Origin of the sequence: Sphingopyxis sp. MG, from assembly GCF_002953155.1 — a bacterium.
GTDB classification, from domain to species: Bacteria; Pseudomonadota; Alphaproteobacteria; order Sphingomonadales; family Sphingomonadaceae; genus Sphingopyxis; species Sphingopyxis granuli.
Genome location: NZ_CP026381.1, coordinates 3,627,303 through 3,643,000, shown reverse-complemented (window position 1 = coordinate 3,643,000; position 15,698 = coordinate 3,627,303). Strand labels below are relative to the sequence as shown.

The 15,698-nt window shown below is 68.7% G+C and carries 16 protein-coding genes; 7 read left to right on the top strand and 9 right to left on the bottom strand.

The genetic code is table 11. The annotated features are described in order from the left end of the window. The first annotated feature begins 1 nt into the window (after position 1). From egtD to C3E99_RS16635, 7 genes are all read left to right on the top strand, one after another. A complete protein-coding gene (gene egtD / locus C3E99_RS16665) occupies positions 2 to 988 on the top strand; it encodes an L-histidine N(alpha)-methyltransferase (protein ID WP_067112645.1) in 987 nt (328 codons plus the stop codon). Positions 989 to 1,123: 135 nt separating this feature from the next. Then, on the top strand, positions 1,124 to 1,990 hold the full coding sequence (locus C3E99_RS16660; RefSeq protein ID WP_067186469.1) for a 3-hydroxyacyl-CoA dehydrogenase NAD-binding domain-containing protein: 867 nt from the start codon (positions 1,124 to 1,126) through the stop codon (positions 1,988 to 1,990). Positions 1,991 to 1,998: 8 nt separating this feature from the next. Then, the gene (gene recQ, locus C3E99_RS16655) at positions 1,999 to 3,771 is read left to right on the top strand and encodes a DNA helicase RecQ (protein WP_067187212.1); all 1,773 of its coding nucleotides are present in this window, start codon (positions 1,999 to 2,001) and stop codon (positions 3,769 to 3,771) included. 223 nt (positions 3,772 to 3,994) lie between these two features. Continuing rightward, entirely contained in the window at positions 3,995 to 4,429 is a 435-nt protein-coding gene (locus C3E99_RS16650; protein WP_067112652.1) for a TIGR01244 family sulfur transferase, read from the top strand. Continuing rightward, positions 4,426 to 4,908 carry a hypothetical protein gene (locus tag C3E99_RS16645; protein ID WP_234002518.1) on the top strand — a complete coding sequence of 161 codons (483 nt, stop codon included), beginning with the start codon at positions 4,426 to 4,428 and terminating at the stop codon, positions 4,906 to 4,908. Before C3E99_RS16650 ends, C3E99_RS16645 begins: the two co-directional genes overlap by 4 nt. Further along, positions 4,901 to 5,815, top strand: coding sequence for a sterol desaturase family protein (locus C3E99_RS16640; protein WP_067186467.1), 915 nt, complete (start codon positions 4,901 to 4,903; stop codon positions 5,813 to 5,815). Before C3E99_RS16645 ends, C3E99_RS16640 begins: the two co-directional genes overlap by 8 nt. A gap of 104 nt (positions 5,816 to 5,919) precedes the next feature. Next, positions 5,920 to 7,506: a GMC family oxidoreductase gene (locus C3E99_RS16635; RefSeq protein WP_067186465.1), complete on the top strand. Its 1,587-nt coding sequence runs from the start codon at positions 5,920 to 5,922 to the stop codon at positions 7,504 to 7,506. A gap of 361 nt (positions 7,507 to 7,867) precedes the next feature. On the opposite strand, the gene C3E99_RS16630 is transcribed toward C3E99_RS16635, so the two are convergent. The 9 genes from C3E99_RS16630 to tldD form a co-directional block, all read right to left on the bottom strand. Continuing rightward, a complete protein-coding gene (locus C3E99_RS16630) occupies positions 7,868 to 9,217 on the bottom strand; it encodes an ammonium transporter (protein WP_076078202.1) in 1,350 nt (449 codons plus the stop codon). 19 nt (positions 9,218 to 9,236) lie between these two features. After that, positions 9,237 to 9,575, bottom strand: a complete 339-nt coding sequence (locus C3E99_RS16625) for a P-II family nitrogen regulator (RefSeq protein ID WP_067112661.1) — start codon at positions 9,573 to 9,575, stop codon at positions 9,237 to 9,239. Between the two features lie 400 nt (positions 9,576 to 9,975). Continuing rightward, the gene (locus tag C3E99_RS16620) at positions 9,976 to 10,671 is read right to left on the bottom strand and encodes an endonuclease/exonuclease/phosphatase family protein (RefSeq protein WP_067186459.1); all 696 of its coding nucleotides are present in this window, start codon (positions 10,669 to 10,671) and stop codon (positions 9,976 to 9,978) included. A 65-nt stretch (positions 10,672 to 10,736) separates the two neighbouring features. Beyond that, complete coding sequence (locus C3E99_RS16615; RefSeq protein WP_067111731.1) at positions 10,737 to 10,949, bottom strand: putative signal transducing protein; 213 nt, start codon at positions 10,947 to 10,949, stop codon at positions 10,737 to 10,739. Continuing rightward, the gene (locus C3E99_RS16610; RefSeq protein ID WP_067186457.1) at positions 10,949 to 11,512 is read right to left on the bottom strand and encodes a pyridoxamine 5'-phosphate oxidase family protein; all 564 of its coding nucleotides are present in this window, start codon (positions 11,510 to 11,512) and stop codon (positions 10,949 to 10,951) included. Before C3E99_RS16610 ends, C3E99_RS16615 begins: the two co-directional genes overlap by 1 nt. 34 nt (positions 11,513 to 11,546) lie before the next feature. Further along, on the bottom strand, positions 11,547 to 12,125 hold the full coding sequence (locus C3E99_RS16605; RefSeq protein ID WP_067186455.1) for a DUF924 family protein: 579 nt from the start codon (positions 12,123 to 12,125) through the stop codon (positions 11,547 to 11,549). A 211-nt stretch (positions 12,126 to 12,336) separates the two neighbouring features. Then, positions 12,337 to 12,735 (bottom strand): hypothetical protein, encoded by a 399-nt coding sequence (locus C3E99_RS16600; protein ID WP_067186454.1) that lies wholly within the window; start codon positions 12,733 to 12,735, stop codon positions 12,337 to 12,339. A gap of 78 nt (positions 12,736 to 12,813) precedes the next feature. Beyond that, on the bottom strand, positions 12,814 to 14,052 hold the full coding sequence (locus C3E99_RS16595; protein ID WP_067186452.1) for a hypothetical protein: 1,239 nt from the start codon (positions 14,050 to 14,052) through the stop codon (positions 12,814 to 12,816). A gap of 154 nt (positions 14,053 to 14,206) precedes the next feature. Beyond that, the gene (tldD, locus tag C3E99_RS16590; RefSeq protein ID WP_067186450.1) at positions 14,207 to 15,649 is read right to left on the bottom strand and encodes a metalloprotease TldD; all 1,443 of its coding nucleotides are present in this window, start codon (positions 15,647 to 15,649) and stop codon (positions 14,207 to 14,209) included. Positions 15,650 to 15,698 lie beyond the last annotated feature (49 nt).

Here is a 15,698-nt window from a genome sequence, read left to right as displayed (position 1 = left end):
CATGGGCGTCGTCCGTCATCTGCGGCAGGTCGATGCCGATGCCGCCGGGGTCGACACCGCCTTTCGCGCCGACGTCCGCGCCGGGCTGTCGCAGGCGCAGAAGGCGATTCCGGCGCGCTGGCTCTACGATGCGACCGGATCGGCGCTGTTCGAGGATATCACCGCGCTCCCCGAATATTATCCGACGCGCAGCGAGACCGACCTGCTGAAGCGCCATGCCGCCGCGATGGCCGCGGCGATCGGCCCGGGCCGCGCGGTGGTCGAACTGGGATCGGGCAGCGCGACGAAGACGCCGCTGCTGCTCGATGCCATCGCCCCCGCCGCCTATGTGCCCGTCGACCTTTCGGGGACGATGCTGCGCGACAGCGCCGCCGACCTCGCGGCGCGCTTTCCCGGCCTTCCCGTCTATCCGGTCGAAGCCGACTTCACCCAGCGCGTCCTGCTGCCGCGCGAGATCGCGGCGCTGCCCAAGCTCGGCTTCTTTCCCGGATCGACGATCGGCAACATGGTCGCGGCCAGCGCGGTCGACCTGCTGCGCAACTGGCGCGCGGCGCTGGGCGACGGCTCGCGCCTCCTGATCGGGATCGACCGGATCAAGGACCGCGCGACGCTGACCGCCGCCTATGACGATCCGGCGGGGGTCACCGCCGCTTTCAACCGCAACCTGCTCGAACGCATCAACCGCGAGCTGGAGGGCGATATCGCGATCGAGAATTTCCTTCACCGCGCGGTCTGGAACGATGCGCAGGCGCGGATCGAGATGCATCTCGTCGCCGCGTGCGACATGGCGTTCACCGTCGACGGGCAACGCTATCGCATGGCGAAGGGGGAGACGATCCACAGCGAGAACAGCCACAAATACGGCCCGCGTGATGCCAGCCTGCTGCTGCGCGCCGGCGGCTGGACCCCGCTCGCGACGTGGGACGACGCCGATCCCGCCTTCGCGCTGATCCTCGCCGAAGCGACCGAGCCCCGCTCCGCCCCTTGACGGCGCGATCGCTTTTCCCGACTGACGCCGGGAACCGGCACCAGCCCACTCCCCGACCCGCCTTCCGACGACAGCGTCCTGATGGGAGGCCGGGCGGGGCAGCGGGCCGGTGCCGCCAATTGGAAAGGGCAACATATGATCGTCGGCGTTATCGGGGCAGGGCAAATGGGCGCAGGGATCGCCCAGGTATCGGCGGGCGCGGGGCACGACGTCCTGCTGTCCGACGTCGACCTCGCGCGCGCCGAGGCGGGCAAGGCGGGCATCGCCACGGCGCTCGGCCGCCTCGTCGCGAAGGAGAAGATGGCGCAGGACGCCGCCGACGCGCTGCTCGCCCGCATCGCCCCGGTCGCCGATCATGCCGCCTTCGCCCCCGCCGGCCTCGTCATCGAGGCGGCGACCGAGCGCGAGGAGATCAAGCGCGCGATCTTTGCCAGCGTCGGCCCGCATCTGTCGGACACCGCGATCCTCGCGACCAACACCAGTTCGATCCCGATCACCCGCCTCGCGCAGGCGGCGCCCGATCCGGCGCGCTTCATCGGCGTCCATTTCTTCAACCCGGTGCCGGTGATGGGGCTGATCGAACTGATCCGCGGCCTTGCCACCAGCGACGCGACGCTCGCGGCGGTCGAGGCCTATGGCCGCGGCCTCGGCAAGGAGATCGTCCACGCCAACGACGCACCGGGCTTCATCGTCAACCGCGTGCTGATGCCGCTGATCAACGAGGCGGTGTTCGCGCTGGGCGAGGGCGTCGCGACGATGCGCGACATCGACGCCGGCTGCCGGCTCGGGCTCAACCATCCGATGGGACCGATCACCCTCGCCGACTTCATCGGCCTCGACACCTGTCTCGAAATCATCCGCGTGCTGCACAGCGGCACCGGCGACCCCAAGTTCCGCCCGGCGCCGCTGCTCGTCCAATATGTCGAGGCGGGATGGGTCGGCCGCAAGGCCGGGCGCGGCTTCTATGACTGGACGGGGGCGGAGCCCGTGCCGACGCGGTGACCGCCGCCATGACCGATACGCTTCTCCCGCTCCTCAAATCGACCTTCGGCTTCGACGCCTTCCGCGGCCGCCAGGCCGAGGTGGTGGAGCGGGTGATGGCGGGGCGCCACACGCTCGCGGTGATGCCGACCGGGGCGGGCAAGTCGCTGACCTACCAGCTTCCGTCGGTTGCGCTCGACGGCTGCGTGATCGTCGTTTCGCCGCTGATCGCGCTGATGCACGACCAGCTGCGCGGCGCGCGGGCGGCGGGAATCCGGGCGGCGTCGCTGACCAGCGCCGACGCCGACCATGCCGACACGCGGCAGGCCTATCGCGAGGGGCTGCTCGACCTCCTCTACGTCGCGCCCGAACGCGCGACCGGCGAAGGATTCCGCGCGCTGCTCGACTCGCGCAGGCCCGCATTGTTCGCGATCGACGAGGCGCATTGCGTTTCGGAATGGGGACATGATTTCCGGCCCGACTACCGCCTGCTCAGGCCGCTGCTCGACGCCTTTTCCGACGTGCCGCGGCTCGCGCTCACCGCGACCGCCGATCGCCACACTCGCGCCGACATCCTCGTCCAACTGGGTATCCCGCAGGACGGGCTGGTGCTCGCGGGTTTCGACCGGCCGAACATCCGCTACCGCGTGATGCCGCGCGTCGGCGCGGCGAAGCAGCTTGCCGCCTTCATCACCGCCAACCCGGGGCCGGGGATCGTCTATTGCCCGACGCGCGACGGGACCGAGCGCATGGCGGCCAGCCTCGCGGCGGCGACGGGACGGCCGGTCGCCGCCTATCACGCCGGGCTCGATCCCGAACGGCGCGCGCAGGTGCAGCATGATTTCGTCACGTCGGAGGAGGGCATCGTCACCGCGACGGTCGCCTTCGGCATGGGGATCGACAAGCCCGACGTGCGCTTCGTCGCGCACGCGGGCCTGCCTAAGTCGATCGAGAGCTATTATCAGGAAACCGGGCGCGCGGGCCGCGACGGCGACCCGGCCGAGGCGCTGATGCTGTGGGGCGCCGACGATTTCGCGCGGGCGCGAATGCGCCTGTCCGAACTGCCCGAGGCGCGCGTCGCGAGCGAGCGGACGCGGCTCGACGCGCTCGCGGCGCTGGTCGAGACGGTCGAATGCCGCCGCGCGCTGCTGCTGCGCCATTTCGGCGAGCATCCGCCCGAACGCTGCGGCAATTGCGACAATTGCCTCGACCCGCCGCGCCAGGTCGACGCGACGGTGCTCGCGCAGAAACTGCTCTCCGCCGTCTATCGCACCGGACAGAGCTTCGGCGCGGGGCATGTCGAGGCGGTACTGACCGGGCGGAGCGACGAGCGCATCGTCCAGCGCGGCCACGACAAGCTGTCGGTTTTCGGCATCGTCGCGGGGGAGGAGGCACGGCTGATCAAGCCGCTGGTGCGCAGCCTGATGGCGCGCGAGGCGCTGGCGACCACCGAGCATGGCGGGCTGATGCTCGGCCCGGCGGCGCGGCCGGTGCTGAAGGGTGAGGCGCCGGTGCTGATCGCCGAACCCCCGGCGCGGCCGGCGCGTCGCGGCGGGCGCGCCGACCGGGCGGCGGCGAATCCGGTCGGCGATCCGTTGTTCGAAGCGCTGCGCGCGATCCGGCGCGAGCTGGCGGCGGAGGCGGGAGTGCCGCCCTATGTCGTCTTCCACGACGCGGTGCTGCGCGCGATGGCGAGTGAGCGACCTTCGACGCGGGCCGAACTGGCGACGATCCCGGGGGTCGGCGCAAAGAAGCTGGAGGCATGGGGCGATGCCTTTCTGGAGGTGATCCGGCAGTATTGAGCGTGAGAAAGCGAACTGTATGTCATCCCGGACTTGATCCGGGATCCATTCATCCGACGCTGCGTGAATGGATCCCGGATCAAGTCCGGGATGACGAGCGGGGCCGGGCAATGTCCGCTCACCACCTCCCAGCCGCCGCGCTGCCCTCACCCTTGCCCGACAGGATCGCAGACCGCGCACCTTCACGCTTGTCAGCAAATGCGGCTGGCCTATACATCGCGTCATGAGCGATTTTCGTCCCCTGACCGACCATTACAGCGTCGCGCCGCAGATCGACCTCGAGGATGTCGCCGCGGCGAAGGCGGCGGGCTTCGCGCTTGTCGTCAACAACCGTCCCGATGGCGAGGACAGCGCGGCGCCGCAGGGCGATGCCATCGCGCACGCCTGCGCGGCCGAAGGGCTGGCCTATGCCGCGATTCCGATCGGCCATGCGGGGTTCAGCCACGCGCAGCTCGACGCGCTCGACACGTTGCTTCGCGACGCGACGGGGCCGGTGCTCGCCTATTGCCGCTCGGGCACGCGCTCGACGCATCTGTGGGCGCTGACGCGCGCGCGCGCCGGCGACGATGTCGACGCGATCTGCGCCGCTGCCGCGCGGGCGGGCTACGATCTGGCGGCGCTGCGTCCGATGATGGACGCGCTGGCGGGCGACGCGTGACGGCGGGCGCGCTGATCCAGCTTGCCGCGTCGCTGGTCGCGGTGCTGTTCGTCGCCTGGCTGGTGAAGGCGATGGGGCTCGGCGCGGACCCGCGCATCGCCGACGCCGCCCACGCGATCCGCCTCGCCGAGGAAGCCGAGACGGGGTTCGGCGGGGTCGACGTCGCGCGCGACCGTGCGGGCTATGCGGCGATCGTCCGCAACGCGGAGGGGCGGATGATGCTGGTCCGCGCGCACGGCAACCATTTCGCGGCGCGCGCCGTCGACGCCAGCGTGATCGGGCGGCTCGACAAGAATTTCCTGACCCTCGCCACGCCCGAGCGGACCTTCGGCGCGGTGACGCTCCAGCTCGGCAAGGATGCCGGGGTGTGGGCGGCGCGGATGCGGGCGCTGTCGGATCGCGCGGCGGCGCCGCCCGCGGCGGAGCGGATCGCCGCCGCCGCGGCGCGCGCGCCGGAAGGGGCGGCGAGCCATGGATAAGCTGCCCGATCCCGTCGTCTATGCGGTTCCGGCGTTCATCCTCCTGCTGATCGTCGAGATGATCGTGTCGCTGCGCCGCGACCGCAGCCGCTATGAAGCGCGCGACACGCTGACCTCGCTGATGCTCGGCACCGGCAGCCAGGTCGCCGGCGCCTTCGTCGGCGCGGCGGTGGTCGGCATGGCGGTGTGGGTCTATCAATATCGCCTGTTCGACATCGGCCTCGACCTGCGGCACTGGTGGTGGGCGTGGCTGCTCTGCTTCCTGCTCGATGACCTTGCCTATTACGCCTTTCACCGCAGCGCGCACCGCGTGCGCTGGTTCTGGGCGAGCCATGTCATTCACCACAGTTCGCAGCATTATAATCTCTCGACCGCGCTGCGGCAGACGTGGACTGGCTTCTTCAGCCTGACCTTCCTCTTCCGCCTGCCGCTGTTCCTGATCGGCTTTCCGCCGGCGATGGTCTTCTTCTGCGGCGGGCTCAACCTGATCTATCAGTTCTGGATCCATACCGAAGCAATCGGGCGGATGCCGAAATGGTTCGAGGCGGTGATGAACACGCCCTCGCACCACCGCGTCCATCACGGGGTCAACCCGCGCTATCTCGACGCCAATTATGCCGGCGTCTTCATCGTCTGGGACAAGCTGTTCGGCAGCTTCGTCCCCGAACGCGACGAAGATCCGGTGCGCTACGGCATCGTCAAGCAGCTCGGCAGCTTCAACATCCTGTGGGCCGCGGTCCACGAATGGGTCGGCATCGCCAAGGACGTATGGGCTGCGCCGTGGCGGCACAAGCTCGACTATGTCTGGCGCGAACCCGGCTGGAGCCACGACGGCAGCCGGCTGACCAGCGACATGATCAAGGACCGCTGGCGCGCGCGGCACGCGGTGGAAGAGGCGGCGGAGTAAGCGCCATCGCTTCGCGAGCGAGGCGTAATGGGCTTGCCTCGCCATCTAATGACATTCATGTAAGTCGCGATGGACCACCGAGCGGGTGGCGAGGGGAGCGGCATATGGATCAGTTCGACATCATCGTCATCGGCGGCGGCAGCGCGGGAAGCGCGGCGGCGGGACGGCTTGCCGCGGATGGAAGGCGGCGCGTCTGCCTGGTCGAGGCGGGCGGGCGCAACGATACGGTGCGGGTCAAGACGCCGGGCTTCATGCCCTTCATCCCCAAGGCGTCGAACTGGCAATATGACACGGTGCCGCAGGCCGGGCTGAACGGGCGCGTCGGATACCAGCCGCGCGGGCGCGGGCTCGGCGGGTCGAGCGCGATCAACGCGATGGTCTATATCCGCGGCAACGCCTTCGACTACGACCAGTGGGCCGAACTGGGCGCGACGGGGTGGGGCTATGCCGACGTGCTGCCCTACTTCAAGCGCAGCGAGGGCAACGAGCGCGGCGCCGACGATTTTCACGGCGGCGACGGGCCGCTGAACGTCATGGACCAGCGCTGGCCCAATGTGACGAGCCGGCGTTTCGTCGAAAGCGCGGCGGCGTTGCAACTGCCGCGCACCCCCGATTTCAACGGGGCGCAGCAGGAAGGCTTCGGCCTCTATCAGGTGACGCAGAAGGCGGGCGAGCGCTGGTCGGCGGCGCGCGCCTATGTCGAGCCGCTGCGCGGGCGCGCCAATTTTGATATCCGGACCGGGGCGCTGGTCGAGCGGATATTGATCGAGGACGGGCGCGCGACCGGGGTGGTGATCCGCCGCGGCCGGGGGCGAGAGACGCTGCGCGCCGCGGGCGGCGTGATCCTGTCGGCGGGGGCCTTCGGCAGCCCGCAGATCTTGATGCTGTCGGGTATCGGTCCTGCTGCGCATCTGCGCGAACATGGCATCGACGTCGCCCTCGACCGCGCCGGGGTGGGCGCGAATCTGCAGGATCATATCGACTATGTGTCGAGTTGGGAGACGCGCTCGACCGAGCCGTTCGGCGACAGCCTCGGCGGCACATGGCGGATGGTGAAGGCGATCGTCGAGCATCGCCGCAGGCGCACCGGCATCATGACCACCTGTTTCGCCGAGGCGGGCGGCTTCTGGAAATCGCGCCCTGACCTGCCCGCGCCCGATATCCAATATCATTTCGTCCCCGCGATGCTCGAGGATCACGGCCGCGCCAAGGTGAAGGGGCACGGCTTTTCCTGCCACGCCTGCGTGCTGCGCCCCGAAAGTCGCGGCAGCGTGACGCTGGCGTCCGCCGATGCCGCCGCCGCGCCGCTGATCGACCCCGGTTTCCTGACCGACGACCGCGACATGGCCGTCCTGCGCGCCGGGGTGCGGATGATGCACCGGATCGTCGCCGCGCCGCCGCTGTCCGGTTATGCCGGGGCCGACCGCCATCCGATCGACCTCGACGACGATGCGGCGCTCGACGCGCTGATCCGCAGCCGCGCCGACACCGTCTATCACCCGGTCGGCACCTGCCGCATGGGCAGCGACGCGGACGCCGTGGTCGATCCGACGCTGAAGGCGAACGGGATCGAGCGGCTGTGGGTCGCCGACGCGAGCGTCATGCCGCGGCTGGTCAGCGGCAACACCAACGCCCCGAGCATCATGATCGGCGAGCGCGCGGCCGATTTCGTCGCGGCGGCGCTAGGCTGACCGGCGCTACCGTCGATTCGGCGAATCGCTATATGGCGGCACGGCAAGCGCCTGCAAAAAGGGCGTTTCCGGCCCCGCGGATGGGCAAGGTAAAAAAAAGAGGGCCGGAACTTGCGTCCCGGCCCAGCCTTTCAGGCTCTCCCCTCCTGAAACTCATGACAGGCTGAATGCCATATTAATGAGGGGATGAAAAGGCCTAATTTGCAGGCAATGCTGCACCCGTCTTGTGCAGCGGCCCGGTGCACAAAAAACGGCCGGGACATCCGTCCCGGCCTGAGTGGTTCGCAGGAGGAACCTCGTCGGACCCCGCCGCCTTTTTCGAAGAGGAGAGCGTGCGGCGGCGGGTGTCCTGTCCGGTCGATCAATAGGTGTAGGCGCGCTCGCCATGTTCGCCGAGGTCGAGCCCTTCGCGCTCGACCTCCTCGCTGACGCGCAGCCCGGTGAGCGCCTTGGCGACGGTGATGGCGATGGCGGTGCCGACGCCGGCCCAGACGATCGTCGTGCCGACCGCCAGCACCTGCGTGACGAACTGGCCGCCGATCGCATAATCGGCCCCGCCGGGCCCGCCGAGACCGGGGGCATAGACGATGGCGGTGCCGAGCGCCCCGACGATGCCGCCGACGCCGTGGATGCCGAAGGCGTCGAGCGAGTCGTCGTAGCCGAGCCGCGGCTTGAGGACGGTCACCATGTAGAAGCAGATCACCGACGCCGCCGCGCCCAGGACGATGGCGCCGAACGGCCCCGCGTTGCCGGCGGCGGGCGTCACCGCGACCAGCCCGGCGATGATGCCCGAGCAGAAGCCGAGCGCCGACGGCTTGTGCCCCGCGACCTTCTCCGCGTTCATCCAGAACAGCCCGGCCGACGCGGTGGCGACGAAGGTGTTGATCATCGCCAGCGCCGCCGAACCGTTTGCTTCGAGCGCCGACCCGGCGTTGAAGCCGAACCAGCCCACCCACAGCAGGCCGGTGCCGACCATCGTCAGCGTCAGCGCGTGCGGCGCCATGATCTCTTTCTGATAGCCGATGCGCTTGCCGAGGATCAGCGCCGCCACCAGCGCCGAGACACCGGCGTTGATGTGCACGACGGTGCCGCCGGCGAAATCGAGCGCGCCCATTTCGAAGAACAGGCCGCCCGCCGCCCACACCATGTGCGCGATCGGGAAATAGACGATCGTCAGCCAGACGATGCCGAACACCATGACCGCCGCGAATTTCATCCGCTCGACCGTCGCGCCCAGCACCAGCGCGAGGGTGATCGCGGCAAAGGTCATCTGAAAGCTGATGAAGACATATTCGGGCAGCTTGAAACCGTCGCTGAACGTATCGGCGAGGCTGTCGGCGGTGACGCCCGACAGGAAGAACTTGCCCCAGGCGATGAAGGCATTGCCTTCGGGGCCGAAGGCGAGGCCGTAGCCGTAACAGACCCAGACGAGCATCGCGAGGCAGGCGGCGGCGCCGACCTGCGTCATCGTCGACAGCATGTTCTTGGTGCGCGTGAGGCCGCCGTAGAAGAGCGCGAGGCCGGGCAGGATCATCGTGAGCACCAGCACGGTCGCAGTCATCATCCAGGCGACGTCGCCTTTGTCGACAACGGCTTCGACAACGGCTTCGGCGGCTTCGGGCGCGGCCTGCTGCGCCCAGGCGGGTGTCGCGGCGATCAGCGCGAGACCGGCGGCGCCGGTGGCTGCCGCCATTTTCTGTGCGAACGTCATATCAGTCCCCTTGGTCATTTTACAGCGCCGCCTCGCCGGTCTCGCCGGTGCGGATGCGCACCGCCTGGCCGACGTCGAGCACGAAGATCTTGCCGTCGCCGATCGCGCCGGTGGCGGCGCTTTGCTGCAGCGTTTCGACGACGCGCGGTGCGATTCCGTCGTCGCAGACAAGCTCGATCCGCACCTTGGGCACCATGTTCGCCGCATATTCGGCGCCGCGGTAGATTTCGGTCTGCCCCTTCTGCCGTCCGAAGCCCTTCGCCTCGGTCACGGTCATGCCGGCGATGCCGAGCGCGGTCAGCGCCTCGCGCACCTCGTCGAGCTTATATGGTTTGATGATCGCCAGGATCAGCTTCATGATGCCCCCTTTCGCTTGTGGCATCATGCTGCGGTGCAACAGCCGTGCCAGATCGGACACGGCACAGGATTTGCGCGACATTTTATGTCAAACTTTGGATTACGATAACATTATTCGTTCGAGAAATAAGCAGCATGTCGTAGATGTGCCTAAAATTTAGGCTATCGCCGCGAGATGCGATCCCGGAGCCTCGTCATTGCGAGCGGAGCGAAGCAATCGAGGGCGGTTACCGCACGCTCTGGATTGCCGCGCGGCTTCGCCGCTCGCAATGACGAGTCCATTCGCTGTCATCTCGTTCGAGGCGGAACGACGGTGGCTGGGATTGCCGCGGCTCCTGAGGGAGCCTTGCAATGACATAGCGGGTGTCCCGCGCGATCCGCCGGTTTCGACGGGAGCGCGCTCAGTCGCCGGCCTTGAATCGCGCCCAGATCGGCAGATGGTCGGAGGCGCGCGCGGCGAGCGGGCTCTGGTGGACGCCGGCGTCGACGGCTTCCAGTTCAGGCGAGGCGAAGATGCGGTCGAGCCGGGCGACCGGGCGGCGGCTGTGGAAGCTGTGGCCGGTGTCGACCGGCCGGTGCTGCGCGCCGAAGTCGGCAAGGCAGCCGCCCGTCGCGCGCCATTCGTTACAATCGCCCATCAGGATCGTCGGCAAAGGCTCGCCCTCGGCGACATGGCTCAGGATCGCGCGCGCCTGCTGGCGGCGGCGCAGGCCCGATATGTCGAGGTGCATGCCGACGACGCGCAGCCGCGTGTCGCCGATGCGCACCGTCGCCGCGACCGCGCCGCGCGGTTCGAGCGTCGGCAGGTGCAGCGAATGGCTTTCTTCGATCTCCACGCCGCGCCGCACGAGCAGCGCATTGCCGTGCCAGCCGAGGCTGAGCGGCCGGCCGTCGAGCGCGACCGGAACATAATCGCTATGATCCTCGAACATGTGCGGCGGAATCGCGCTGGCGCGGGCGCCGAAGCGGCGGTCGGCCTCCTGCAGCGCGACGATGTCGGCGTCGAGTTCGCCGAGCACCGACAGCACGCGGCCGGGATCGCGGCGGCGGTCGAGCCCGATGCCCTTGCGCATATTGTAACTGGCGACCTTGATCATCGGCGGAAGCGTCTGTCTTTCATGGGGCTGTCATCAACACGAACGGGAGTGAGATGGGGTTGCATCTAGCCGACGTCAAATTCCCTGAGCAGCGCACGTGCCTCGGCGAGTTCCTCGTCGAGGACCATCACCCGCACCGGGATCATCAGCCCGACGCTTTCGGCGATGTTCATTCCGGCGTCGAAGCACACCGCGTGCACCCCCGCGCTTTCGAGCCGCCCGCGCAGCAGCTCGGCCTCGGCTCCGTTCGGCAGGCGGATCAGTTCGACCAGCGGCATCAGGCGGCTCCCTCGATATAGCGGTCGGTCGGCCGGGTCGGCAGGCCGTCGATGCTGCGCGTGCGGCCCTGATGTTTCTCGACCCATTCGCCGGCATCGGCCTGGCGGTGATATTTCTGCAGCGTGTCGCGCTCCTGCTCCAATGCCATCCGCGGCACGCCCCAGCCACAACTCGTCTGCACGCTGTCGACGGCGATGTCGAAAATCTGCCGCGTTCCGGGGAGCAGGGTGAAATGGCGTGCCAGATCGTCCCATCCGGCATCCTGCGGCAGTACGGCGCGGCCCCGGCCATAGATGCGCAGGATCAGCGCGCTGCGGTCGAAGGCGCAGAACATCAGGGTGATGCGCCCGTCGGCGGCGAGGTGGGCGTGCGTCTCGTTGCCCGACCCGCCGAGGTCGAGCCATGCGACCCGCGTCGGCGACAGCACCCGGAAGCTGTCGGCATAGCCTTTGGGCGACAGGTTGATCCGCCCGTCGCGCGCCGCCGTCGCGGTGAAAAAGACCGGCTGCTTCGCGATGAAGGCGATGTGCCGGTCGGTCAGCGCGTCGAAAAATTCGGCCATATCGGATGCTCCGGCGGGACGGAGGCGGATTCCGTCACCAATTGCTGCCTTCTTCTATCGCGGCCTGCTCTTCGGGGCGCGTCGCGCGGCCGAGCGCGGCGTTGCGGTGCGGAAAGCGGCCGAAACGGTCGATGATCGCGAAATGCTTCTGCGCATAGTCGAGGAAGATCGGATCGGCGAGTTCGCCCATCAGGCGCAACGATTCGCGCTGGTCGGCGATGTCCTCGCTATGTTCGAACGGCAGATAGGCGAACTGGCGCCGCGTATCGGGCCACGCCTTGTCCCAGCCGCGCTCGACGATGCCGCGCGCGATCGCGCGGGCGAGGCTGTCGGTGGCGAAGGCGTCGGCATGGCCGCGAAAGATGTTGCGCGGCACCTGATCGAACAGGATGGCCGCGGCGAGCGCGGTATCGGGGTCCGACAGAAAGGCCGCGGCCGGCTGCGACCGCAGCGCGGCGTGCCAGTCGGCCGCGCGTTCGCGCACCGCCGCATCGAATTCGGGACCGCCGCCATACCAGTCGGCCATGCCGTGGGCGTCGAACCAGAAGCCCAGCAATTGCTGCGCCCAATCGGCAGGCGGCGCGGGCGGCGGCCTGTCGTCGTCGTCGGTCATGGCGGGGTCCTTTCGGGTGACGGTCTCATGATGGCGGGCGCACTCTGGATTGCCGCGCCCTTGGGATCAAGCCGGCGCATATCCCTTCCGGATATCGACCGCCCTGTTCCCCGACGAAAGCCGGGGTCCAGGTCAGGTAGCGCTGCGTATTGGACCCCGGCTTGTGCCGGGGACCGACACCATGCTCGAAGGAACGCCGTCGCGGGCGGCGTCAGTCGGATGCGGCCCGGCGATAGGGAACGAATTTGCCGAGGCCGACGAAACCGCGATAGAAATGGCTGGTGCGGTCGTGCAGTTCGACCGTGTCGATGCTGCACAGCCGCCCGGTCGGCAGCTTCGTCACCAGCACGACGTCGTCGTTCAGCGATTCGGCGCCGGTAGTGGGCCGGTTGACCCACAAGGTGCCGCCGATGCGATAGACGATCGCGGTCTTGTCGATCACCTGCGAATCGCTGACCGAGGACAGGGTGATGCAATCCTGCGGCTCGCCGGCGGTGCGGCCTTCGAGCAGTTTGGCGAGCTGCGCCTCGGGCGCGAGCTTCTCTTTCGCGACGGCTGGCGTCGCAACGAGCGCCGTGGCGGCGATGAGGACGGGAACAAGCGAACGCATGGCTCGACTCCTTAGGTTGTTATCCTCACCCTCGGTTCGCTCTAGCCGCATCCGCGTGAACCGGGCCTGACTCGTCGGTCAGCACGCTCCGTCGGGCAATGGTATGCCGAGCGGCCCCTTGCACTTCTTCTTCCTGGGCTTTTCGGCCGGCGCGCTCGCGTCGCCGGCACCGCCTGCCGCGCCCATGCCCCCGAAATCAGCGCCGATCATCAGCATGGTGTGCGAACGGAAGCGCACCTTCGCCGTCCAGTCGATGTTCCACACCGCATTGCCCGCGGGCTTCGGCGGATAGGCGAAGTTGGCCTCTGGCCCAAAGGCGTTGAGGTTGCCCATCAGCATCTCGCCCGACGCCTTCTTGACCTCGGCGGGGATCTGGCAGCTCGTCTGCGTCGGCGGCATCACGATCTTCTTAGTGACCAGATTGGCGACGACCGAGGGCGGCAGCCAGTCCCACAGCCCGCCGCCGAATTCGCGCGCGCTGCTGCTCGTCCACCACACCATGTCGCCGCCGGCGCCGCCGCGGTCCATGCCCCCGAAGGCCCAGGCGACATAGCCGGTCGCGGGCGCAAGCTGGTTCCAGCGGATCAGGATCGACCCGTCCGCCTGCTGCGCGGTCGAGGCATTCAGCGCGGGCATATAATCCTGCGCGAGGGTGAAGCTGATGTCGGGGCCGACATTGCCCGCGATGCGGTGCGCGCCGAGCAGCGACGAATCCTTCGGCGGCTGCTTCGACGATTTGCTGTTCGGCCATCCGGCGTAGGATTTGCTGTTGCCCGTCGTCACCTCACGAATGCGCGGGACGGTGGAGGTGAACAGGTTCGGCGGCATCTGTCCCGCCGCCAGTTTCGCGAAGTCGATGATCACCGGCTGTCCGGGCCCGGCCTTGGCGCCGCAGCCCCAGAACAGCAGCATCCGGCCCTTCGGGCGCTCGAACCCGTCGGGCATCGTGTCGCTGGTTTCCTCGCGCGGCGCCCATTTGCCGGGCTCGGGGCCGAGCAGGGGCACCGACTTGCCGAGTTTCGTCTGCGGCTCGAAATAATGGTCGGCGCGCACCGGCGGGCTGGTCGGCGCCTGATTCGATCCGAGCCGGAGGTCGAGCGTATGCGCCACCTTGCTGTCGGGACCGCCGCCCAACATCATGCCGAGCGCGCTGCCCATGCCGCCGCCGCCGGCCGCCATCGCGGCGAAGCCCGACGCGGTCGCGACGTCCATCTCATAGCGTTCCTTGGGGCCGCTCGTCTTTTGCGCCGATCCCGGAACGGCGGCGAGCATCGCGGCGATCGCCGCCACGGAAACGAAATGCAGACTCGAACGCATGTCAATCCTCCCCTGTCATCGGGATCAATCCCGGCGGATGGCGCGGCCCGAATATTCTTGTGCTTTATGGGCTTATAGGCTGCCCGGCCCAAAGCGCCAAGCCAATGACGCACATCACAGGCGCGTCGTTCAGGGGATGGGGCGGGGTGGGCCGTCAGGCCGTCCCGCCCACCGTCAGGCCGCTGACCAGCAGCGTCGGCTGGCCGACGCCGGCGGGGACGCTCTGGCCGCCCTTGCCGCAGATGCCGATGCCCTCGTCGATCGCCATGTCGTTGCCAATGCCGACGACCTTGGTCAGCACGCTCGGGCCGTCGCCGATCAGCGTCGCGCCCTTGATCGAATCGCCGATCCGGCCGTTCTCGATCCTGTAGGCCTCGGTGCAGGAAAAGACGAATTTGCCCGACACGATGTCGACCTGCCCGCCGCCGAAGCTCTTGGCGAAGATGCCGGTCTTGACGCGGCTCAGCAGTTCGGCGGGATCGTCGCTGCCGCCGCGCATGAAGGTGTTGGTCATCCGCGGCATCGGCGCGTGGGCAAAGCTTTCGCGGCGGCCGTTGCCCGTCGGCTCGGCGCCCATCAGCCGCGCGTTGAGGCGGTCCTGCATATAGCCCTTGAGGATGCCGTCCTCGATCAGCACCGTCTCGCCGGTCGGCGTCCCCTCGTCGTCGATCGACAGCGAGCCGCGGCGGCCGCCGCCAACCGGGCTTTCGAGGCTGCCGTCGTCGACTACGGTGACGCCGGGGGCGGCGACGCGCTCGCCGATGCGGCCCGAAAAGGCGCTGGTGCCCTTGCGGTTGAAATCGCCCTCCAGCCCGTGGCCGACCGCCTCGTGCAGCAGCACGCCGGGCCAGCCGGGGCCGAGCAGCACGGTGAACTCGCCCGCCGGGGCATCGACCGCGCGCAGGTTGACGAGCGCCTGGTCGAGCGCCGCGTCGATCGCGCGGTTCCACTGCGCCTCCTCGAACAGATGGTCGTACATGTAGCGGCCGCCGAGCCCGAAATAGCCGCTTTCGCGCCGGCCGTTCTCCTCGACGACGATGCTGACGTTCAGGCGGACGAGCGGCCGGATGTCGGTGGCGAGGAAGCCGTCGGCGCGGACGATCTCGACCACCGACCAGCTTCCCGCAAGCGCGACCGACACCTGCACGACGCGCGGGTCGCGCGCGCGCGCGGCGGCGTCGACCTTCTGGCAGAGATCGACCTTCTTCGCGAAGGGAATGAGGTCGAGCGGATTCGCCTCGTCATAGAGGTGGCGGTTGGTGCGCGGCGGCGGCGCGGCGTGCGCCTGCCTTGCGGGGTCGAGCAGCGCCAGCGTCTCGGCGGCGCGGCGGATCGCGCCGGCGCTGATGTCGCTCGCATGCGCGAAGCCCGTCATCTCGCCCGACACGGCGCGCAGGCCGAAACCGGCGTCGGTCGAATAGTCGGCGGTCTTGAGCCGCCCGTCGTCGAAGCCGAAGCTCTCGGTCGCGCGATATTGCAGGTAGAGTTCGCCGTCGTCGGCCTGGGCGAGCGCTTCGCGCGCAAGGCGCTGTGCGAGATCGGGATCGAGCGCGTCGGCACGATAGAGGAAGCGGCGGGGGTCGGTCGGGCTTGTCATCGCCCCGATATAGGCGGGTCGGCGCGCCCGCGAAAGGGCGCGATCCGAA